This is a genomic window from Acinetobacter junii (genome assembly GCF_018336855.1).
In the GTDB taxonomy this organism is placed as follows: Bacteria; Pseudomonadota; Gammaproteobacteria; order Pseudomonadales; family Moraxellaceae; genus Acinetobacter; species Acinetobacter junii.
On the sequence record NZ_CP059558.1, the window covers coordinates 2848533 to 2871731 of the forward strand.

Annotated in this window: 19 protein-coding genes, 2 tRNA genes and 3 rRNA genes; 8 read left to right on the forward strand and 16 right to left on the reverse strand. The window is 40.9% G+C overall.

Annotation, left to right across the window (positions count from 1 at the left end; translation table 11 throughout):
* Positions 1–55: 55 nt before the first annotated feature.
* Positions 56–655: a TetR/AcrR family transcriptional regulator gene (locus H2677_RS13150; RefSeq protein ID WP_004950245.1), complete on the forward strand. Its 600-nt coding sequence runs from the start codon at positions 56–58 to the stop codon at positions 653–655.
* A complete protein-coding gene (locus H2677_RS13155; protein WP_004950241.1) occupies positions 652–1167 on the forward strand; it encodes a GNAT family N-acetyltransferase in 516 nt (171 codons plus the stop codon). Before H2677_RS13150 ends, H2677_RS13155 begins: the two co-directional genes overlap by 4 nt.
* 27 nt (positions 1168–1194) lie before the next feature.
* On the opposite strand, the gene H2677_RS13160 is transcribed toward H2677_RS13155, so the two are convergent.
* The 12 genes from H2677_RS13160 to H2677_RS13215 form a co-directional block, all read right to left on the reverse strand.
* Entirely contained in the window at positions 1195–2367 is a 1173-nt protein-coding gene (locus H2677_RS13160) for an acyl-CoA dehydrogenase family protein (protein ID WP_199955693.1), read from the reverse strand.
* Positions 2368–2460: 93 nt separating this feature from the next.
* Positions 2461–3624: an acyl-CoA dehydrogenase family protein gene (locus H2677_RS13165; RefSeq protein ID WP_004950236.1), complete on the reverse strand. Its 1164-nt coding sequence runs from the start codon at positions 3622–3624 to the stop codon at positions 2461–2463.
* A gap of 168 nt (positions 3625–3792) precedes the next feature.
* Positions 3793–4350: a DUF4256 domain-containing protein gene (locus H2677_RS13170; RefSeq protein ID WP_212638722.1), complete on the reverse strand. Its 558-nt coding sequence runs from the start codon at positions 4348–4350 to the stop codon at positions 3793–3795.
* A 249-nt stretch (positions 4351–4599) separates the two neighbouring features.
* Positions 4600–4989 carry a hypothetical protein gene (locus H2677_RS13175; RefSeq protein WP_212639616.1) on the reverse strand — a complete coding sequence of 130 codons (390 nt, stop codon included), beginning with the start codon at positions 4987–4989 and terminating at the stop codon, positions 4600–4602.
* 103 nt (positions 4990–5092) lie between these two features.
* Positions 5093–5207 (reverse strand): 5S ribosomal RNA (rrf, locus tag H2677_RS13180).
* Positions 5208–5382: 175 nt separating this feature from the next.
* A 23S ribosomal RNA gene (locus tag H2677_RS13185) occupies positions 5383–8274 on the reverse strand.
* 380 nt (positions 8275–8654) lie between these two features.
* Positions 8655–8730 (reverse strand) — tRNA-Ala (locus H2677_RS13190).
* A gap of 70 nt (positions 8731–8800) precedes the next feature.
* Positions 8801–8877, reverse strand: a tRNA-Ile gene (locus tag H2677_RS13195).
* A gap of 59 nt (positions 8878–8936) precedes the next feature.
* Positions 8937–10476: ribosomal RNA gene (locus tag H2677_RS13200) — 16S ribosomal RNA — on the reverse strand.
* Together the 16S, 23S and 5S rRNA genes with 2 tRNA genes alongside form the textbook arrangement of a ribosomal RNA operon.
* A 419-nt stretch (positions 10477–10895) precedes the next feature.
* Entirely contained in the window at positions 10896–11957 is a 1062-nt protein-coding gene (locus tag H2677_RS13205) for a DUF6670 family protein (protein WP_039047591.1), read from the reverse strand.
* Positions 11958–11974: 17 nt separating this feature from the next.
* Positions 11975–12808 carry a CDP-diacylglycerol--serine O-phosphatidyltransferase gene (gene pssA / locus H2677_RS13210; protein ID WP_004957817.1) on the reverse strand — a complete coding sequence of 278 codons (834 nt, stop codon included), beginning with the start codon at positions 12806–12808 and terminating at the stop codon, positions 11975–11977.
* Positions 12809–12847: 39 nt separating this feature from the next.
* Positions 12848–13705, reverse strand: coding sequence for a 23S rRNA (adenine(2030)-N(6))-methyltransferase RlmJ (locus H2677_RS13215; RefSeq protein WP_004916432.1), 858 nt, complete (start codon positions 13703–13705; stop codon positions 12848–12850).
* 118 nt (positions 13706–13823) lie between these two features.
* On the opposite strand from H2677_RS13215, the gene H2677_RS13220 reads away from it, so the two are divergent.
* Both H2677_RS13220 and H2677_RS13225 read left to right on the forward strand, forming a co-directional pair.
* Positions 13824–14432: a 2OG-Fe(II) oxygenase gene (locus tag H2677_RS13220; protein ID WP_004957814.1), complete on the forward strand. Its 609-nt coding sequence runs from the start codon at positions 13824–13826 to the stop codon at positions 14430–14432.
* Positions 14433–14495: 63 nt separating this feature from the next.
* A complete protein-coding gene (locus H2677_RS13225) occupies positions 14496–15023 on the forward strand; it encodes a hypothetical protein (RefSeq protein WP_125298787.1) in 528 nt (175 codons plus the stop codon).
* A 15-nt stretch (positions 15024–15038) separates the two neighbouring features.
* On the opposite strand, the gene H2677_RS13230 is transcribed toward H2677_RS13225, so the two are convergent.
* The 4 genes from H2677_RS13230 to H2677_RS13245 form a co-directional block, all read right to left on the reverse strand.
* Complete coding sequence (locus H2677_RS13230; RefSeq protein ID WP_004916443.1) at positions 15039–15281, reverse strand: DUF2789 family protein; 243 nt, start codon at positions 15279–15281, stop codon at positions 15039–15041.
* A gap of 160 nt (positions 15282–15441) precedes the next feature.
* Positions 15442–16428: a malate dehydrogenase gene (locus tag H2677_RS13235; RefSeq protein WP_004916445.1), complete on the reverse strand. Its 987-nt coding sequence runs from the start codon at positions 16426–16428 to the stop codon at positions 15442–15444.
* A gap of 168 nt (positions 16429–16596) precedes the next feature.
* Positions 16597–17283, reverse strand: a complete 687-nt coding sequence (locus H2677_RS13240) for a ribonuclease T2 family protein (protein WP_171057508.1) — start codon at positions 17281–17283, stop codon at positions 16597–16599.
* A 26-nt stretch (positions 17284–17309) separates the two neighbouring features.
* The gene (locus H2677_RS13245) at positions 17310–19301 is read right to left on the reverse strand and encodes a lytic transglycosylase domain-containing protein (RefSeq protein ID WP_212638723.1); all 1992 of its coding nucleotides are present in this window, start codon (positions 19299–19301) and stop codon (positions 17310–17312) included.
* A gap of 215 nt (positions 19302–19516) precedes the next feature.
* Here H2677_RS13245 and miaB point away from each other — a divergent pair, with 215 nt between their 5' ends.
* From miaB to H2677_RS13265, 4 genes are all read left to right on the forward strand, one after another.
* Entirely contained in the window at positions 19517–20968 is a 1452-nt protein-coding gene (gene miaB, locus H2677_RS13250) for a tRNA (N6-isopentenyl adenosine(37)-C2)-methylthiotransferase MiaB (RefSeq protein ID WP_212638724.1), read from the forward strand.
* A gap of 39 nt (positions 20969–21007) precedes the next feature.
* The gene (locus H2677_RS13255) at positions 21008–22081 is read left to right on the forward strand and encodes a PhoH family protein (protein ID WP_004916462.1); all 1074 of its coding nucleotides are present in this window, start codon (positions 21008–21010) and stop codon (positions 22079–22081) included.
* Positions 22082–22373: 292 nt separating this feature from the next.
* On the forward strand, positions 22374–22859 hold the full coding sequence (gene ybeY / locus H2677_RS13260) for an rRNA maturation RNase YbeY (protein WP_212638725.1): 486 nt from the start codon (positions 22374–22376) through the stop codon (positions 22857–22859).
* A gap of 11 nt (positions 22860–22870) precedes the next feature.
* On the forward strand, positions 22871–23170 hold the full coding sequence (locus H2677_RS13265) for an antibiotic biosynthesis monooxygenase family protein (protein WP_212638726.1): 300 nt from the start codon (positions 22871–22873) through the stop codon (positions 23168–23170).
* Positions 23171–23199: the final 29 nt, after the last annotated feature.

The following is a 23199-nucleotide window of genomic DNA, read 5'->3' on the forward strand; positions in this document are numbered from 1 at the left end:
CATGAAATGAATTTTGTTACAATACACTTTGATTAAACGGGATTGACGGACAGGCATGATCGCAACTTCAATTGAGCAAATACCAAAAATCGTATGTTTTGACGATAGCCCACGTGGACGTTTGCTCTTAGGTGCCGCCTATCTGTTTTATAAGCAAGGATATGATAAAACCACGGTTCGCCAACTTGGTGAATTTATTGGTATTCAATCAGGTAGTCTCTTTCATCACTTTAAAAGTAAAGATGACATTCTTGCTACTGTGATGGAACAAACCATTATTTATAACTTTGCACGGCTTAAAGAAGCAGCTGAACGCTCAAATGATCCTGAACAACAATTGCGTGATTTAATCAGAGCTGAGCTGATCTCAATTACTGGTGATACTGGTGCGGCTATGGCAGTGCTGGTTCATGAATGGTTTGCGCTTTCTAAAGAAAAACAAGACTATCTTTTGAAAATGCGTAATGAATATGAGCAAGTCTGGCTTGATGTGATTGAAAAATTACGCACTCTAGGCAAAGTCAAACATGATGCGTTTATTTGGCGACGTTTAGTCGGTGGTTCTATTTCTTGGACAGTCACATGGTACCGACCAGAAGGTAAAGTGAAAATTGATGAATTGACAGAAATGGTTTGGGAAATGGCTTTGAAATGAGTCAGCTCTATTTACGTAAGCCCCAACTCAGTGATTTAGCTGAAATCAAAAAAGCCTACCAAAATAGTATTCATCTACATCAACCGTGGACATACCCTCCTACAGATTTTGAACAATACCTACAACAAGAACATCGTTATTTTGTCTGCTTAACTGAAAACCATGCAATTGCAGGTACCTTTAATATCTCGAATTTCATTCGAGGTCTCTTTCATTCTGCTTATTTAGGCTATGAAGCCTTTTATCCATATGTAGGTCTTGGATATATGCGACATGGGCTTCAACTTATTTTACAAGAAGCTTTTCAAACACTGAACTTGCATCGATTAGAAGCGAATATCCAACCTGAAAATTCTCGCTCCATTCGTCTTGTCACTAGCGTGGGCTTTGTCAAAGAAGGGTTTTCACGTCAATATCTTCGTGTAGGCGGCAAAGAATGGAAAGATCATGAGCGTTGGGCGATGTTAAATCATGAGTGGATTGAATCCCTACATAATTTAAAAAGGGGATGAATTAGTGATCACCCCCTTTTTTACCACTTAATATTTCAACTGCTTACTAATCAAATCCTTCATAATTTCTTCCGCACCACCACCAATCATATTCACTTTCACTTCACGATAAATACGTTCGGACTTCATACCTCGCATAAATCCCATACCACCCAACGTCTGTACCGCAGCATCAGCACAGAATTGCATCGTACGTGTAGCAACATTCTTAAGCATTGATATCTGTGCAATGAGCTCACTACCTTGCAGTTCTTTTTTTCCCATTCGATATGCAGTATCTTCCAATAACGCACGAGTAGCTGTAAGTTGCGTAGCCATATCGACAAGTTTATGACGTACCACTTGATGATCAATTAGGCGCTTGCCAAAGGTTTTACGTTGTTGTGCCCATTCCAAAGCTTCTTCATAGCAAACTAATGCATAACCATAGGCTATCGCTCCTAGCCAAAAACGCTCCATATTAAAGTTATTCATAATCACTTTAAAACCAGCATTTTCCTGACCGAGCAAATGACTTACTGGTACCCTCACTTCATCAAAATGTAGGTGTGCTGTGTCAGAAGCCCACCATCCCATCTTTTTTAAAGGTGATTTTGTAATCCCTTCACTATGCGCATCTATCAAAAGCATCGAGATCCCTTTTGGACCTTGTCCATTCGGATCTGTACGTACTGCAACCGTATAATAATCAGCTCGAATACCTGAAGTAATAAAGGTTTTCTCGCCACTCACAATATAATAATCCCCGTCACGAACTGCTTTTGTTTTTAAAGCGGCAACGTCGGAACCACCACTCGGTTCAGTAATCGCTAGGGCTGAAATTTTTTCACCTGCAATAATTTGCGGCATAACTTCATCACGAATCTCAGGACGTGCAAAGTGATGAATCGGTGGAGTACCAATGCTATGAATCATCAATGAAATATGAACCCCACCCGATGCTGCTTTTGCCATCTCAATTGCAGCAAGCAATACATGAAATGCATCAGCTTCAGGAATTCCTCCATGTTCTGCATCGAAACCTAAACCAAGTAAACCAATGCTAGCAGCCTTTTGATAAAGTTCTCGCGGAAAAGTGCCTGCTTCATCCCATTCATTTACATAGGGTGAAATTTCTTTTTCAACAAAGCGTTTAACACTATCTGCAAAAGCTAGATGTTCAGATGTGTAATAAATTGGGTTAAGTGATAAACCATCCATGCTTTTTCCTAAATTATTATTTAACTCATTCTTGTTATGCGGATAAGGCTTTAAAACCAACTTCCTCTTGATTCAAAGCCTTTAAAATTTGTATTAATAGCCAAGTTGACGGCTAGCGAGATCTTTCATGATTTCCTCTGCCCCACCACCAATCATGTTGACTTTCACTTCACGATAAATACGTTCTGATTTCGTACCACGCATAAAGCCCATACCGCCTAATGTCTGTACCGCAGCATCAGCACAGAATTGCATCGTTTGTGTTGCAACATTCTTAAGCATACAAATTTGCGCAATCAGTTCATTTCCCTGTAATTCGGGTTTTCCTAAACGGTAGGCTGTATCTTCCAATAATGCGCGAGTTGAAGTTAAACGTGTCGCCATATCCACCAACTTGTGACGAACGACTTGATGATCAATTAAGCGTTTACCAAAAGTCTGACGCTGTTGAGCCCAATCCAAAGCTTCTTCATAACAAACCAATGCATAACCATAGCTACTGGCAGCAAGAAAAAAACGCTCCATGTTGAAGTTGTTCATGATGACGAAAAAGCCCATATTTTCTGCGCCGAGTAAATTTTTAGCTGGCACGCGCACATTATCAAAATGCAAATGAGCTGTATCCGATGCCCACCAACCCATTTTATCTAGTTTTGATTTTGTAATGCCTTCACTATGTGCATCAATCAGCAACATTGAAATACCATTAGCACCCTTCGCATCGGGATCAGTTCTCACCGCAACAGAATAGTAATCTGCACGAATACCTGATGTAATAAAGGTCTTTTCACCACTGACAATATAATCATCACCATCTCGCACCGCTTTAGTCTTTAAAGCCGCAACATCTGAACCACCACTCGGTTCAGTAATTGCCAATGCAGAAATTTTCTCTCCCGATAAAATTTTTGGTAATACTTCAGCTTTTACTTCTTCTTGAGCAAAATGTTGAATTGGTGGTGTACCGATCGTATGTGAAAGCAAAGATGCAGCCAAACCGCCTGATGCACATTTCGCTAGCTCGACTGAGGCAAGTAGAGTATAGAATGCATCCGTCCCCGCAATACCTCCATAATTTTCATCAAAGCCAACGCCGAGCAAGCCAATATCGGCTGCTTTTTTATAAAGCTCTCGAGGAAAGGTTTCTGCTTCATCCCATTCATTAATAAAAGGGCTAATCTCTTTTTCAGTAAAGCGCCTAACACTCTCTGCAAAGGCTAAATGTTGCTCAGTATAATATAAGGGATTAAGTTGCATGCTTGCTTCCTAGCGATTATTGGTCATTGTTTTCGAATATTTAGTGAGCACTAAGGTATCAAAACCACAAAAACCAAGCAAGCGCTTGGCAAAATTTAAGATTAAAAAAATATTCAATTGGTTCGTTTACTTTAACTTCCTACAAGGAATCATTCATCCCAATGGAACTTAGATTTTTAACAAACTACGAAATCCTCGAGTTGAATAATAAGATTGAGCACCATTGTGATAAGTGAAAACTCGTCCATAACGACAATCACAAAAGATAGCCCCACCCAAAATACGAATATTTTCAGGAGTCTTTACCCAACTTGATGTTTTTAAATCAAAATTGTCTATAGAATGTAATTGCTTATATTGTTCTTCTGTCAGCAATTCAACTCCCATCACTTCTGCTTCATTAACAGCATCGCTAATTGGTTTGTGTTCTTTCCGTGAATTTAGTGCCTCTCGATCGTAGCAAAGACTTCTGCGACCTTTGGGTGATTCTAATGAACAATCATAAAATATGATGTCAGATGAGTCTGAATATATTGATACTACGTCAGGTTCTCCACCTGTTTCTTCCATTTGATGCAATGACCATAATTTATCTGGTACTTGTTTTAACCTTTCCTCAACCTGATACCAACTTAAGTTCAAATGTCGATGCATGTTGTTTTCAAAACGATTTTTTAATTTTTCCAACAATAACTTCTTCTCTCTCTCAACCAATTGTTTTTCCATTATATTTACACTCCGCTTTTTCAATAATCTATTATTTATATCTATGTAAATGATGAAAACTGGAATAACCACTTAATCAAATTTTCACTTAAATGATCCATTTTATAAATATTTAGATTAAAAATAGAACAAAAAACACACCTGACTTTTTAGCTATTATAGAAATTTGAGTTCAGAATTTTACTAATTTTATATATATTTGATTTATTTAAGCTTAATGATTTTTATAGCTCTTAGATTTAATATTAACTATGAAATAAAGTCACTAACTATTAGCCTATTTCTCCAGAGATACTCGAATTTAGCCAAAGTAGCGACAAAAATTGCTTCTCCACCAATATGCATAATTGCCAATATCGTCATTTCATGCCAAAACCACCATATTATAATCAAACAAATAATGCACCAAAATCCATTTGCTATCACAAGAATATTGATGAGAGTAGCTGATCGCCTTCTATAATTTACTAATATAAATGAATAACATGCATACAATAAGTTAGTACAACCAATGAAAATGATGATGTTTTTTGGTAAATGATACATTTGACTTAACCATTGTGCTGCAAGCAAAACTATTAAACCTGCTGAAACAGCTGCACAACAATCTAACCATAAAATATTCTTTTGAATCATAATTATAAATAATCTAAGTCTTTATTAGGATATTAGCATAAATCCTATTTTCTCTTTTCAATAAAAAACACCCCTAACCGTTAGGTTAGGGGTGTTTAGATTTAAAAGCTGGCGATGACTTACTCTCACATGGCAAACGCCACACTACCATCAGCGCGAAGAGGTTTCACTTCTGAGTTCGGGAAGGGATCAGGTGGTTCACTCTTGCTATTGTCGCCAGCAAACTGTTGTGGTGTTTTCGGGTCTTATTCACATTAATTAATAATGTTTGCCTTACTTACGATCCAAAGAGTTATTAACGGATTAGATTATTGGGTCTGTATTGTAACTAGTTTGTACACTAAATCAAGTTGTGTATTGAATTTATCTTGAATACAACAACTGTTTGGGTGTTGTATAGTCAAGCCTCACGAGCAATTAGTATTGGTCAGCTTCACACGTCACCGTGCTTCCACACCCAACCTATCAACGTCCTAGTCTCGAACGGCTCTTTAGAGGAATAAATTCCTAGGGAAATCTTATCTTGAGGTAGGCTTCCCGCTTAGATGCTTTCAGCGGTTATCCCTTCCGAACATAGCTACCCGGCGATGCCACTGGCGTGACAACCGGTACACCAGAGGTTCGTCCACTCTGGTCCTCTCGTACTAGGAGCAGATCCTCTCAAATTTCCAGCGCCCACGGTAGATAGGGACCGAACTGTCTCACGACGTTCTAAACCCAGCTCGCGTACCTCTTTAAATGGCGAACAGCCATACCCTTGGGACCTGCTTCAGCCCCAGGATGAGATGAGCCGACATCGAGGTGCCAAACACCGCCGTCGATATGAACTCTTGGGCGGTATCAGCCTGTTATCCCCAGAGTACCTTTTATCCGTTGAGCGATGGCCCTTCCATACAGAACCACCGGATCACTAAGACCTACTTTCGTACCTGCTCGACTTGTGGGTCTCGCAGTTAAGCGCGCTTTTGCCTTTATACTCTACGCGTGATTTCCGACCACGCTGAGCGCACCTTCGTACTCCTCCGTTACTCTTTAGGGAGGAGACCGCCCCAGTCAAACTACCCACCAGACATGGTCCTCGTCCCGGATTACGGGACAGAGTTAGAACCTCAACATTACCAGGGGTGGTATTTCAAGGACGGCTCCATTGGAACTAGCGTTCCAACTTCAAAGCCTCCCACCTATCCTACACAAGTAAGGTCAAAGTTCAATGTCAAGCTGCAGTAAAGGTTCACGGGGTCTTTCCGTCTAGCCGCGGGTACACTGCATCTTCACAGCGATTTCGATTTCACTGAGCCTCTGCTGGAGACAGCGCCGCCATCATTATGCCATTCGTGCAGGTCGGAACTTACCCGACAAGGAATTTCGCTACCTTAGGACCGTTATAGTTACGGCCGCCGTTTACTGGGGCTTCGATCAAGAGCTTCGCTTACGCTAACCCCATCAATTAACCTTCCAGCACCGGGCAGGCATCACACCCTATACGTCCACTTTCGTGTTTGCAGAGTGCTATGTTTTTAATAAACAGTTGCAGCGGCCTGGTTTCTGCGGCTGCCAACCGCTCAGGGAGCAAGTCCCATCACCGTCAGCAGCGTACCTTCTCCCGAAGTTACGGTACCATTTTGCCTAGTTCCTTCAGCAGAGTTCTCTCAAGCGCTTTGGTCTACTCGACCTGACCACCTGTGTCGGTTTCGGGTACGATTCCTGTGTAACTGAAGCTTAGAGACTTTTCCTGGAAGCATGGTATCAGCCACTTCACTGTACAAGTACAGCTTGCTATCGACTCTCAGCATAGAGCACCCCGGATTTGCCTAAGATGCATGCCTACGGTCTTCCACCTGGACAACCAACGCCAGGCTGACTTAACCTTCTCCGTCCTCTCATCGCATTACACAGAAGTATTGGAATATTAACCAATTTCCCATCGACTACGCCTCTCGGCCTCGCCTTAGGGGTCGACTCACCCAGCCCCGATTAACGTTGGACTGGAACCCTTGGTCTTTCAGCGAACGGGTTTTTCACCCGTTTTGTCGTTACTCACGTCAGCATTCGCACTTCTGATACCTCCAGCATACTTCTCAATACACCTTCATCGGCTTACAGAACGCTCCCCTACCACTTGACTAATGTCAAATCCGCAGCTTCGGCACATAGTTTTAGCCCCGTTACATCTTCCGCGCAGGCCGACTCGACTAGTGAGCTATTACGCTTTCTTTAAAGGGTGGCTGCTTCTAAGCCAACCTCCTAGCTGTCTATGCCTTCCCACATCGTTTCCCACTTAACTATGATTTTGGGGCCTTAGCTGGCGGTCTGGATTGTTTTCCTCTTGACTACGGACGTTAGCACCCGCAGTCTGTCTCCCGGATAGTACTCATTGGTATTCGGAGTTTGCATCGGTTTGGTAAGTCGGGATGACCCCTAGCCGAAACAGTGCTCTACCCCCCAATGGTATTCGTCCGAGGCGCTACCTAAATAGCTTTCGGGGAGAACCAGCTATCACCAGGCTTGATTAGCCTTTCACCCCTATCCACAAGTCATCCCCTGGCTTTTCAACGACAGTGGGTTCGGTCCTCCAGTTAGTGTTACCCAACCTTCAACCTGCTCATGGATAGATCGCCTGGTTTCGGGTCTATACCCAGCAACTAAACGCCCTATTAAGACTCGATTTCTCTACGGCTCCCCTATTCGGTTAACCTCGCTACTGAATATAAGTCGCTGACCCATTATACAAAAGGTACGCAGTCACCGAACAAGTCGGCTCCCACTGCTTGTATGCATGCGGTTTCAGGATCTATTTCACTCCCCTCACAGGGGTTCTTTTCGCCTTTCCCTCACGGTACTGGTTCACTATCGGTCAGTCAGGAGTATTTAGCCTTGGAGGATGGTCCCCCATATTCAGACAAGGTTTCACGTGCCTCGCCCTACTCGTCATCATTATGTGTGCCCTTTCGTGTACGGGAATATCACCCTCTACGTTCGCACTTCCCAGAGCGTTCCACTAAAACACACATAACTTAATGGGCTGCTCCCCGTTCGCTCGCCGCTACTAAGGGAATCTCAATTGATTTCTTTTCCTAAGGGTACTGAGATGTTTCACTTCCCCTCGTTCGCTTCATAAACCTATGTATTCAGTTTATGATACCCGCCTTATAGCGGGTGGGTTCCCCCATTCAGAAATCTCCGGATCAAAGGATATTTGCCGCCTCCCCGGAGCTTTTCGCAGGCTATCACGTCTTTCATCGCCTCTGACTGCCAAGGCATCCACCACATGCACTTAATTACTTGACTATACAACCCCAAACAGTCGTTAACACATACAAGTGAGTGTTATCGTTGCAAACTTAATTGCTACTGGTTTGTTGTCTGTGAATTTAATCACCATACAGCTTCAATCTAAATTCATATACCAAAACGCTTGATTCAGTGTTTTTGCTAGTTCTCAATATGTTTAAATCAATCGAATTACTTCGATCAACTTAAATTCTTGAGTGAACAATTTATTTCAGACTCAATTTTCTAATCTGTTAATGATTAACTACCACCTCGTCGGTGCGTAGTAAACTGTGATAAATCACAGAGATTAATAAACCAAGATCAATTACTTAATCTTTTTATTCATTAAACTCTATAATCTATTTAGCTCAGAATTAAATATTTCATTTAATTCATGGTGGAGACTAGGAGAGTCGAACTCCTGACCTCCTGCGTGCAAAGCAGGCGCTCTACCAACTAAGCTAAGTCCCCAGCTTTAATCATAATGAACGACATATCTTTTCATCTAGCAGCTTGTGATTATTCATCACTTCGTCAGTAGTGGTGGGTCTGACAAGACTTGAACTTGTGACCCCACGCTTATCAAGCGTGTGCTCTAACCAACTGAGCTACAGACCCTCAGATACATCTTCGAAGAACAACTTGTTGTGGATTCTTACCGGTCACCAATCTTTCGTTAAGGAGGTGATCCAGCCGCAGGTTCCCCCTACGGCTACCTTGTTACGACTTCACCCCAGTCATCGGCCACACCGTGGTAAGCGTCCTCCTTGCGGTTAGACTACCTACTTCTGGTGCAACAAACTCCCATGGTGTGACGGGCGGTGTGTACAAGGCCCGGGAACGTATTCACCGCGGCATTCTGATCCGCGATTACTAGCGATTCCGACTTCATGGAGTCGAGTTGCAGACTCCAATCCGGACTACGATCGGCTTTTTTGAGATTAGCATCACATCGCTGTGTAGCAACCCTTTGTACCGACCATTGTAGCACGTGTGTAGCCCCTGGCCGTAAGGGCCATGATGACTTGACGTCGTCCCCGCCTTCCTCCAGTTTGTCACTGGCAGTATCCTTAAAGTTCCCATCCGAAATGCTGGCAAGTAAGGAAAAGGGTTGCGCTCGTTGCGGGACTTAACCCAACATCTCACGACACGAGCTGACGACAGCCATGCAGCACCTGTATCTAGATTCCCGAAGGCACCAATCCATCTCTGGAAAGTTTCTAGTATGTCAAGGCCAGGTAAGGTTCTTCGCGTTGCATCGAATTAAACCACATGCTCCACCGCTTGTGCGGGCCCCCGTCAATTCATTTGAGTTTTAGTCTTGCGACCGTACTCCCCAGGCGGTCTACTTATCGCGTTAGCTGCGCCACTAAAGCCTCAAAGGCCCCAACGGCTAGTAGACATCGTTTACGGCATGGACTACCAGGGTATCTAATCCTGTTTGCTCCCCATGCTTTCGTACCTCAGCGTCAGTATTAGGCCAGATGGCTGCCTTCGCCATCGGTATTCCTCCAGATCTCTACGCATTTCACCGCTACACCTGGAATTCTACCATCCTCTCCCATACTCTAGCTTCCCAGTATCGAATGCAATTCCCAAGTTAAGCTCGGGGATTTCACATCCGACTTAAAAAGCCGCCTACGCACGCTTTACGCCCAGTAAATCCGATTAACGCTCGCACCCTCTGTATTACCGCGGCTGCTGGCACAGAGTTAGCCGGTGCTTATTCTGCGAGTAACGTCCACTATCCAAGAGTATTAGTCTCAGTAGCCTCCTCCTCGCTTAAAGTGCTTTACAACCATAAGGCCTTCTTCACACACGCGGCATGGCTGGATCAGGGTTCCCCCATTGTCCAATATTCCCCACTGCTGCCTCCCGTAGGAGTCTGGGCCGTGTCTCAGTCCCAGTGTGGCGGATCATCCTCTCAGACCCGCTACAGATCGTCGCCTTGGTAGGCCTTTACCCCCACCAACTAGCTAATCCGACTTAGGCTCATCTATTAGCGCAAGGTCCGAAGATCCCCTGCTTTCTCCCGTAGGACGTATGCGGTATTAGCATTCCTTTCGGAATGTTGTCCCCCACTAATAGGCAGATTCCTAAGCATTACTCACCCGTCCGCCGCTAAGATAAGGTGCAAGCACCTCATCTCCGCTCGACTTGCATGTGTTAAGCCTGCCGCCAGCGTTCAATCTGAGCCATGATCAAACTCTTCAGTTAAAATCATTTTGCACCTTAGTTAAGACAAGGTGCTAATTCTGGCTCATCAATTTTCTGACTAAAAATTCGCTCAAATAAACTTCGAGAAATTTCTACCATTCAATCAATGAAAATTATTTCGATCGATCAACCAGTAAAAATCCACACAAGTTGTTCTTCTATTCTCTTAATGATCTTCTCGATGATTCGTCATCATCAAGCTAGGTCGGCTATATTACTCTAAATTTCTTTAAAGTCAACAGGTAATTTAGATATTTTTAAAACTTATCAAACAACCCAAGAATCTAACCACTTTAGCCAAATCCTTGTTTCTCAACAAGTTTTTATCCGCATCACCGCCGATGGATGTGCATTCTACAGCATTTCAGGAGGGTTGCAAGCGATTTATTGGAATTTATTTTAATATTTAAACTGATAGATTATTTTTTACACAAATAAGGCTGAAAATGTGGAATTTGGTCTAAGATTTGTTCAGTTTTACTTTTTTCTTGCCAATGCAAAGGTCGACAATCGATGTATTCACAATACCCACTCCCTTGATAGGACTGATTATTCCAAAATAAATCATAACTAAAACTACCAACATAACCCGCCGCTAGACCAAATTTATAATCGCCCCTACTCTGTCCGTGTAATTGAAAGATAACTTCTTCATTTTCTTGATATTGCCAAATGAATTCACGTGGAAGATACATCTCACGTCCATTAGGAGTTTGAATCTTTGGATATACCCTAAGGGTATCAAAAACTACATTTCGATCATAAAGAGTCGAACCTTGTTGGCTGGTTTGAACCTCAATTCGAGAGAAAATTACGTTATTCCATTGGTTGCGCAATTCTGAAAGGATGACTTGGATTTCTTCATTAATATGAATGATTTGATATGTGAAAAAGTGAAAAGCAATAAAAGGTAAATATACCGCCCTTGCATGTTTTAAAATACCTTTGGTCTCAATCAAATATTTTTGATTTTTATAAACAATTTCCCCAACGCACTGACATTGTACATACCAGTAGTCAGCCACGCCCCAGTGCAATGCTGTATGATTTTCTATTTCAGAACAGATATTTACCCTTAAATCACAGCTAAATTCATTGTCATTTCGTTTGAAGTAATAGTTTGGAAAATCAACATGAATTTGATCAACATCTAAGAATTGATATGAATCAGTTTCAAATTGACACTGTTCTTTTGCACTATAACTTTTTAGATGTCCAACTGTTGATAAGCTACTGCTTACCAACACTGTAGCTGTATCGATCGCAGTTGTGGAAATTGCACTTGGATTATAACAAATGGGAATTCGAGGTTGCCCAATCAAACTAATGAAATTCACATAATGAAAAGGTGCAGGTAGATTCGGTAGAATCAAACCTTGATAAACAATTTTAAATAAACCTTTGGGTGGGTAAAAAGTTAAAGCATCTGACTTGTTGAGGTTCAGCTGCTTTAATTGACTATTATTCATCAACAATGGCATGCCGAACCTCCTTTTATTTAGATTGTTATTTTGGAATCATTTTTTTTAGCTAATAGCGTCGTTACAAAACCAGACAACACATAGATGATACATACAACAAGTATCCCTACAGGAATATTGTAGGTGATTGCAGCAAAAATCAAGACTACAGGCAACATGACTACAAAAGGAACACGTTTACGATCCATTTGTTTAAATGAATAGTATTTGATATTTGAAATCATAAGCAAACCAATCGAAACCATAATCACGGCGTTGATAATTTGTATTGTGATGTCATTTAAATCAAATACCAGTGGATAATCTTGACTCACCCATACCATTGAAATAACGGTTACAGCAGCTAATGGACTTGCTATTCCTATAAAGTAACGTTTATCGACTACACCGATTTGTACATTGAACCGTGCAAGTCGAAATGCTGCACAAGCTGTGTAAATAAAACAACAAGCTAGACCAATTCGACCCAAATCATTGAGACTCCAACTGTACATCAAAATAGCTGGAGCTACACCGAAGGCTAATAAATCCGAAAGTGAATCATACTGCTCACCAAAAGCACTTTGTGCTCCGATTGCACGAGCAACTCGACCATCCAAACCATCTAACAATGCTGCTAAGAAAATCGCATAAATAGCTTGAGTGAAATTACCATTCATACTAGCGATGATCGAATAAAAACCTGAAAGTAATGCCGCTGTTGTAATCAGATTTGGCCATAAATAAATGCCGCGTCTTTTAACTTTTTGCCCTTCATGCGTTTGTTCTTCTTCTTCGACTTCAAAGGTGATCCCATCAAAAGAAAGCTCTTCTTTCTTCAAATCAGAATCTGACTTAGGAGAATTTGTCATTATTTTCAATTCCTCGAGAATAGTTTGACATTGATGGGCTTATTCACCCACCAACCAACGCACAGCAGCATGACCACCATTTTCACTCATTCGCAAATGAGGGAACAACCATTGTAATGCCTGATCAGCATCTTCTGAAAATTTCCAAGGTGGGTTAATCACCAATAAACCACAACCATTTAATCCAACTGGCGTATCATCAGGCCATACACAAATTTCACATACCAACTGACGACGAATACCAGTCTTAAACATTTTCTTCTCAAAACGGTCAATCATCGCGCGATCTTTAATTGGATACCACACAGCAAAAACACCTGTCGGCCATTTTTTATGTGCAGCTTGTAACAGCTCAACTAACTGAGGGAAATCTTTACGTTCGATTTCGTATGGTGGATCAATCATGACCAATCCACGTTTTTCTTTAGGCGGAATGACACCCATCAAACCTTCATAAAAATCACGCTCATGTAAGCCCGCACGTTTATCGCGAATATTAAAATACAATTGTTGAAACACATCACGCTGCATTTCAAATATAGTTGCTTTATCAATATCACGCATGCCTTCAAGCGCAAACCAAGGTGAACCTGGATAAGCGCCCTTACCTGAACCTGCACGCATATCTTCAACAATTTTAAGATATTGTTTTACGCCTTCAGGTGCATTACGTTTAATCGAATCGTCAAGCTTGACCAAACGATGGATACCCGTTAAAAACTCACCTGATTTTTGTGCTTCAGACGTAGATAAATCATATTTACCTGCACCGCCATGGGTATCTATATATCTATAAGGTTTATCTTTAGCATTTAAACGAGCGAGCAGTTGAAGCAAAAGTACATGCTTCATAACATCGGCAAAGTTACCCGCATGGAAATGGTGACGGTAATTCATGTTGACAATTATTCCTCAATTCAAAGGGTAGTTTATCACGAATGAAAAAAGTATTCTTTAGCGTTGATGTGATCGACTAAGATCATACAGCCTCTTCATCAAGCTCTATTGGAAATATATGCAGCAAAGTTCTCTTCCTGAATCGTGGGATTTAGATAAAGTTTTGGATGATTTAAATGAATCAGGTTTTGCCGTTATAGATAATGTTTATTCTGCTGCATATGTAAACTCCCTAGTAAACGAATGCAATTCACATCTTGCTGAGTTCAGAGCTGCAGGCATTCAAAATGGTATTGTGAGTCATATACGTAGCGATCATATATTGTGGATTGATGAACAATTACCGATCGCGCAACAACATATTAATGCATTAAAGAACTTGTCTCAGTTATTAAATCAAGCGTTTTATTTGGGAATCAAAGAAGTAGAAGCTCATTTTGCCTGTTACAACGCAGGTGAATTTTATGCATTACATCGAGATAATCCTCAGAAAAAGAATGATCGCATGATTTCAACTGTTTTTTATTTACATGAACAGTGGCAAGAAGACTTTGGCGGTCAGTTACGCTTGCAAGATAAAAATGAACAATGGCATACCATTGAACCATTGCCTAATCGGCTTGCTATCTTCCAAAGTGATTTACTACATGAAGTGTTGCTTTCAAAACAGCAACGTCTATCAATTACAGCATGGTTACGCAGTGGAAATTCGCTTTGGAATGCCTAAACCTTTAAATTGCAAAATAAAGCCCTATATATGCATGCATAGATCAAGGTTTTGGATAAACTGATGTCAAATGAAACGAAACATGTAGTAAATCGAATTGGTGAAACAGACCAACTCTATTTAAGTGAAAATACACCTGAACTTGCTTTAGAAAGAGCTGACTTACGTCTGCAATTGGTTGTACTCAGTCATGTCCGTCAAGAACAATTGCATTTCTTGCAAGAAGCCATCGTGCTACTTGAGCAAGCTCGAATTGAATTTGAGGAAATGCCATTAAGCCTTTATCTTGATCTCTCGTTGCATTTAGCCAAAGCTTATATGATTTATTTTGAGCTAACCAAAGAACAACGTTTTGCGATTATTACACAACAAATCCTAAAGCCTCTCGCTCACTACGATCATCTAGATATTTACTTCTTTTTGGCTTATGCATCTGCAAGTAAAGAAGAGTTTGCGATGACTCGACATTGGTTAAAAAAATATGTGGCATGTGTAGATCACGACTTGCAGTTGTTAAATGCACATCCAGCTTTTAATCAAGCCCGCCAAGAAGAATGGTTCATAAGTTTAATCCATAAAAAAGCTCACTGATGTGAGCTTTTCTTATTAAGTTGTACTATCAACATGTAGTTGCTGATTCAACTCATCTATCACGATAGCCCATTCATCATCTTTATCCCAATGACTCTTAAGAAAGTCTCGTTGCCCAGCACTCCAAAAATCAGCTTCGTGTAATTTCTGGCTAGCACTCAATTGATGAGTTTTAATAAAGTTTTCCATCGAAACTTCATCTGCATCAAGCCCCAATTGTTCAAATAAAAGTTCAAGTGTTGGTTGTTGTTCAAACATTTTTTCTTCTCCTTAGGTAAAACCGATCTAATAAATAATCTAACAATAAACTGTATTCACTTGCAGGCATATCTCTATATTTTCTTGTTGTATTTTGTGTTCTTAAAATAAAAAAGCACTCTACAAGAGAGTGCTTTTCATAATTTATCAAAATGATAAATTATTTAACCATGTCAGCAATCGCTGCACGTTCTTCTTCTAACTCGTTAAGAGTGAAGTTGATACGGTCACGGCTGAATTCGTCAATTTCTAAACCTTGAACGATTTTGTATTCACCGTTTTCAGTTGTTACAGGGAAACCAAACATTACACCTTCAGGAATTCCATAAGAACCGTCAGAAGGAATACCCATAGTTACCCATTTGCCATTTGTACCTAACGCCCAATCACGCATATGGTCAATTGCAGCGTTTGCAGCAGAAGCAGCAGAAGACAAACCACGCGCTTCGATGATCGCAGCACCACGTTTACCAACTGTTGGAAGGAATACATCTTTATTCCATTCAGCATCGTTGATTTTGTCTTTTAAGCTTACGCCATTTGCAGTTGCAAAACGGTAGTCAGCATACATAGTTGGAGAGTGGTTACCCCAAACAGTCATGTTCTCGATGTCAGAAACTGCAACGCCAGCTTTTTGAGCAAGTTGAGTTAATGCACGGTTGTGGTCAAGACGCAACATAGCTGTGAAGTTTTTCGCTGGAAGATCTGGAGCAGATTTCATTGCGATGTAAGCATTTGTATTTGCTGGGTTACCAACAACTAATACTTTAACATCACGGCTAGCAACTTTATTTAAAGCTTGACCTTGACCAATGAAGATCTCGCCATTTACTTTCAATAAGTCAGCACGTTCCATACCAGGACCACGTGGACGTGAACCTACTAATAACGCATAGTCAGCATCTTTAAATGCAACTTCTGGATCATCAGTCCCGATCATGCCTGCCAATAATGGGAAAGCACAGTCATCAAGTTCCATCATTACGCCTTTAAGCGCTTGTTGAGCTTTCTCAAAAGGAACTTCAAGCAATTGTAAAATTACAGGTTGATCTTTACCTAACATTTCACCGCTAGCGATACGGAATAATAAGCTATAACCAATTTGACCTGCAGCGCCTGTAACGGCAACACGAACGGGTTGCTTCATGTGATATTCTCCAATGAGATGCGTTAGCACGATTGAATTCTTTTGTTATTCAACCGAATTATCATAAACGGCAAAGATTGTACTCTAAAGCGAACGCAGATGCATGTAAAAGAGAATGGATTTCAACAAAAGTCTGATAGAAAATACAAATTAATTCAGAAAAAAAGCTTAATAACTTCCTTTAATTGTAAATTCACTTGGACATCCTGTGACCACATGACTCGAACACTGTTTGTACTGACCATTTTTCTGATAGCACACTCGAATCTCAGTCAAAATAGAGTCAAATTTAGATGCTTGGCAAGTAAATCGAATTCCATTGGGTGGTAGAGAAGGATTTAATTTAGTGAATTGCTGCCTTAAATTTTCTTTTTGTACTTCAATCGTATTAGGGCTGGTCAAATCAGCAGGTATTTTTAATCTTTCTGCAAAATTAATAATCGTTCTGAAATACTGACTCGCATTCATTGGCACACAGCCACCGACATTTTGCCAAAGTTGTACCCGTGCATTTTCATCAGGCATCACACGTGCAACCACTTTAGCTTGTAGGGGGGATAATTTAGCCGATGATTTTGTTTGACAGTCTCGACCAACAGGAACTTCAGGTAATAAACTTGAGATCGTCAGAGAATAACCTTCTAAACATTTACGTTGTTTTTGGCGTGAAGAATCAAATGAACAGACAGCAGGTGTCATTTGGACATGCATCACATATCCAGCAATATCAGCTTTGTCCGCTGCATATAATGGAACAGCAAATGAAAGAGCTAAATAACAGATTAGTATCTGTATAGCCCTAAACATTGATTCCTTCATCAAGCACATTGATTTCATCAAATACAAAAACTTCATTATCTCAAGTTCAACGATGCCATGCGTTAAGGTTCATTACGTACAGGAATAATACTCATACGTTTTTCCAGAGATTGAGGTCCCTGCCCTAACACTACCCCATAGTGTGTTGCATTGGTCATGACATGTTTTACATAGTCACGTGTTTCTAATAAAGGAATTGACTCAGTGTATTGATCAGCCGCAATTGGTTGAAAATCAGGTTGCCAACGACGTGCACGATTTGGGCCAGCATTATACCCCGCTGTCGCAAGCACTGCATTTCCGCTCAATTGACCATGAATCATCGAAAGATAAAATGTCCCATATCGAATATTCGTGTTCATTTCACTCAATGCCGCAGGGTTATAGGTTTCTCCCATTTGTCGTGCGACTAATTTGGCTGTGTTTGGCATGATCTGCATCAAACCACCAGCCCCGACATGCGACCTCGCTGTGGTCACGAATCGACTTTCTTGGCGCATTAAACCATACGCCCAAGCTGGATCAATACCAGCATTGTAACTATGACTAGTCACATTACTACGATGCGGCGTTGCAAAACGATAGGTATCATTGTGTCGAGTGCTAGTTCGATCAGCCGCATAAATTGCTCGATCATACCAGCCCATATCATGTGCGCGCTTAGCAGCCGCCAATAATAAACCATCGTCTTTTTGTAGATAAGCCTGTCTGACAGCCCAGTTCCATTCTCTATTGGTATAATTGGCAGGGGCATTAATATCACGTAAAGCGAATGCACGTCTAAAGTGAATATTTTGGTTTAAACGCTGAATATCTTGTGCGCTTGGTTGTTCGTTATAAGGTTGATGATTGTATCGCTCACCTAAACGATCTTTAGCAAGCAAGTTGTGATAATCATCACCAGCCTGCGCTAGTTTGCGATAAATTTGTTGAGCTGCTAACTTCGAGTCTTTGTCATTTCTTTGCTCTGATGCACGAGCCAACCAATATTGCCAACGATCTTCTTGTTTTTGTGTAACCGACATTGAGTCTACTGCACGAATTACACTTTCCCATGCACCAAATCGCACCGCTTGACGCGCATAAATTTCAGCTTCTTCGGGACTAAATGGATAACCATAACTCTTATCAAATGCATTTAATACTTCACGATTAAAACCATTTTTCATTACGGTTGTACCACCAACATAGCCGATAGTACGATACAAATATTTTTGTACTGGACTTGGTAAATCTTGAGTAACACGTTGCACATTGCCTAAAGCATTAGTTAAATCACTATCTGCTACGCGACCCAACGCAAAAATTAAATAGGCGTAATCCGCGTCATTGGCTTTTGGCGCACTCCATAGGTACGCGAGAGGATTAGATTGAATTTGATTAAACTGGGCCAGAGATAAACTTAAACCCATAGTTTGTGCAGTTGCAATTGCTTGCCCCGACTGACCAGCTCTAAGTTGTCCCCATAAACGTTGTTGACGATCTTGAGCAGTCATTAAGGGGCTTGATAACATCATACGCCCCAAACCATTACATGATTCAGGTTGGGTATTTGTTGCCAACCAAATATCCTTATATTCTGCATAAACCAAACTATCCCCAGTTTGAGCTCGAACCTGCGCCACAGCACAACTTTCGTCTTGATCAGGGTTCGTTACATAACTGAGGACAGGTTTTGCCTCACTAAAGTTGGCTTGTTTTACTTTTTCTTCAACATAATCTGCTGCTAACTTTTCAGCCATTGCAGACTTTGGATATCGTTGCGCAAAATTAATAATTGAAGATGCTGGCTGAAACCCAAGATTACTATTCAATTTCCAATATTCTGGGTAGTAACCTAAAACATCATTTTGCATCTCATATTGGTACTGATCAAGCAATGCGGTATTCCCCGCATTCGCAGCACGTAAAGCATCATTAAACTGATCATCTAAAGCATATACAGACGAACACGCAAGCAAACCACCGACAACAAAACTACGTTGTAAGATTTTCTTGTTATTTAGTTTTATTTTGAGGTGTGGAACTGAATTGTGTTGCTTATTCATCTTCATCGATACATTTGCCTAATTTCGCCTGCGATTATAGTTTAATAACTCTCAAGTCTTACTATTGTTGTGTTATGTAACTTGCTGATTCATATTCATTAAAATTCACGTATTTTCATCCACAAAGTGTCCATTTTTGTCATTTTTTTATTCTCAGCGAACATTCAAAAATGCTGCTATAATCCGCGGTTTGTTTAAATCCACCTCGTTTAGGAGCCTGCATGACGGTTCAAACATTCACTCCTAGTGCTACAAAAGCTGCCTCAGAAAACACTGTTACCCAGCCAACGCACACCACTGATGTTTCAATGAAGAAGTTGTATATTGAAACTCAAGGGTGTCAGATGAATGAGTATGACAGTCATCGTATGGCAGATTTGCTTGGCGACTCACACGGCTACGTTCTGACCACAAATCCAAACGAAGCTGATATCTTGTTAATGAACACTTGTTCAATTCGTGAAAAGGCGCAAGAGAAAGTCTTTAGTGAGCTTGGTCGCTGGCGCAAACTGAAAGAACAAAATCCTGACCTAGTGATTGGTGTCGGTGGCTGTGTTGCTTCTCAAGAAGGTGACAACATTCAAAAGCGCGCACCTTATGTCGACATGGTATTCGGTCCACAAACCCTACACCGCTTGCCACAAATGCTAGATCAACATCAAGCCCAAGTGGAAAAGCCAAAGAAAGAAAAAATCAAATTAGTTGATATTTCTTTTCCAGATATTGAGAAATTTGATTTCTTACCTGAACCACGTGTTGAAGGTTTTAAAGCATTTGTCTCGATCATGGAAGGCTGTTCGAAATATTGTTCATTCTGCGTAGTCCCTTACACACGCGGTGAAGAAGTTTCGCGCCCTCTCGATGATGTGTTAGCAGAAATTGCTGGATTGGCAGAAAAAGGTGTTCGTGAAATTAGCCTGCTTGGTCAAAATGTAAATGGTTATCGTGGTGAAACCTTTGAAGGTGGCATTTGCACATTCCCTGAATTATTGCGCTTAGTTGCTGAAATTCCAGGGATTGGTCGTTTACGTTATACCACCTCTCACCCATTAGAATTTTCTGATGAGTTGATTCAATGTTATCGTGATTTGCCTCAGATGGTTTCGCATTTGCATTTACCTGTACAAAGTGGTTCAAACGATGTATTGCAAGCCATGAAGCGTAATCACACGATTGATGTCTACATCGATAAAATTGCAAAACTACGCAAAGTTCGCCCTGATATGCATTTATCAAGTGACTTCATTATTGGCTTCCCTGGCGAAACGGATGAGCACTTCGCTGAGACTTTGCAGTTTATTAAAGATTTAGATTTTGACCACTCTTATAGTTTCGTTTATTCAAAACGTCCTGGTACACCTGCATCTGAACTTCCTGATGACACTCCAGAGCAAGTGAAAAAAGATCGTTTAGCACAAGTACAACAAGTGATTAAACAATCTAGTATCGATAAAACTGATGCGATGCTGGGTAAAATTGAACGCGTACTGATTGAAAAAGTTTCTGATAAAGATCCAAATCTTCTGATCGGTACAGCGGACAACACTCGTCTTGTTACTTTTATCGGTGATGCAACTTGGGTTGGACGTTTTGCTGAAATTGAGATTACTGAAATCAAAACTTTAAATTTAGTTTATGGTGAACTCTTGAATCTTGAACCTGACGTGGCGTAATGTAAGGGTATTCTTACAAGACAACATAAAGGGTTTCTCTTGACTGCAGCGATTCGACGTACAGTAACGTTCCCTGAAATTTCCATGGAACGTTTAAAAAGCATGCTCGGTGCGTATAACGGGCATTTAAAACAAATCGAACAACGTTTAGATGTCAAAATAACTCACCGAGGCGATGCCTTTTACTTAGACGGTGATATCGAAGCGGTCGAACGAGCCGAAGCACTTTTGCAACGGCTCTTTCAAGAATCTGAAATTTCTTCTCAAATCAGTGCGGATGTACTTCATTTAATGATTCAAGGATCTCAAACTGATCGTGAATTTTTGGATGACTCTGATCAAGAACATACTGGGCTTGATAACGTTTGGCTACAAACGCGTAAAGGCCGCATCAATCCACGTGGCGCGAATCAAAAACGCTATGTACAACGTATCTTACAAAGCGATATCTCCTTCGGTATCGGGCCTGCGGGTACAGGTAAAACCTATCTTGCAGTCGCTGCAGCAGTAGATATGCTCGAACGTAATGAAATTCAACGTATCTTACTAGTACGTCCTGCAGTTGAAGCAGGTGAGAAACTTGGTTTTTTACCAGGTGACTTAACTCAAAAAATTGATCCTTACCTTCGACCACTTTACGATGCCCTATATGAAATGCTGGGCTTTGAAAAAGTAGCTAAACTCATTGAACGCCAAGTGATTGAAGTAGCACCTCTCGCCTATATGCGCGGACGTACACTGAATCATTCTTTTGTCATTTTGGACGAAGCTCAGAATACAACGCCTGAACAGATGAAAATGTTCCTTACACGCCTAGGGTTCGGTTCAAGAGCGGTGATAACGGGTGACGTAACACAAGTAGATCTACCTCGTGGTCAGCAATCAGGTTTGGCTCATGCCTTACGTGTTCTTGAAAACGTCCATGAAATTCATATCACGCGCTTCCACTCTCGAGATGTAGTGCGTCACCAACTGGTACAAAAAATTGTCGAAGCTTATGAAGGCTGGGATAGCGAACAACAACGTTTGTCAGCAGAAGCTCGTGCTGAACGTAAAGCGAGACAAGAAGCACTGGTAGCAGAAAATGATGAGAAAGCTGACGCTCAACATTAATGAATATACTTTTAGTGTGATATTGAAAAAAGACACTTGAAATCTGTAGGCTCCATGGTCATTACCGAGTTAAGTATATGAGTGTGAGTAGCCTACAGAGATCTAAATGAGGATAGTTTTGTGTTTTGTCAGCAAACTTATGGATCATCAATTTTTTGAAAGATGGCACATGAAAAGACAAATGATGCAACAAATTGGATCAATATGCAGTAAAGCATTCCTCCAGTCTTCTTTCTATCCCATTGAGTTTCACTCTAAGTTTGTAGATGCAATTTATATTTAAGGATCTATTTTGAAAATCAATTTAAGTCTTCAACAAGACTTTCAAGCCAATGATTTACCATTGAAGCGTGGTCAAATCAAAAAACAAATTGAAACTGCATTACGTCATGTTGGTTTTGACGCAGATTGTGAGATTGGCATTGCTTGCGTTGATCTTGCAGAAAGTCATGAACTGAATTTGCAATACCGAGAGAAAGACAAACCAACCAATGTCTTGTCTTTTCCAAGCAATATTCCAGAAGAAATGCTCAGCTTACTCGAAGCAGAGCCTTTAGGTGACTTGGTCATCTGTATTCCTGTTGTGTTACAAGAAGCAGCAGAGCAACAAAAAACACCAAGTGATCATTTCACTCACTTACTCGTGCATGGGATTTTACATTTACTCGGCTACGACCATGAAACCAGTGAAGCCGAAGCTGAAGAAATGGAAGCTTTGGAAATTGAGATTCTGAAAAAACTTGGGATCAGTAATCCTTACCAAGCTGATGAAAATTAAGCCTGAGTCTTATGTATATCGTTATTTTTAAATCCACCATTAGACAATTGGATTCTACTTACACCGAAATGGCACAAAAGCTTAGAGATAAAGCAATCGGCCAATATCACTGTGTTAAGTTTGAAGCATGTTGTGAAAATGATTTTGAAATAGCGTTGTCTTACTGGAACAGCCTCGAAGATATTCAACGATGGCAACAAGATGCTGAGCATTTAGTTGCCCAACACTTAGGTAAAGAAAAATGGTACCAGCATTTTAATATCGAAATCTGCAAAATCGAACGGACTTACTCAAGTACAAATAGATTATGAATAAGTGAGAACTTATCCACAATTTTAAA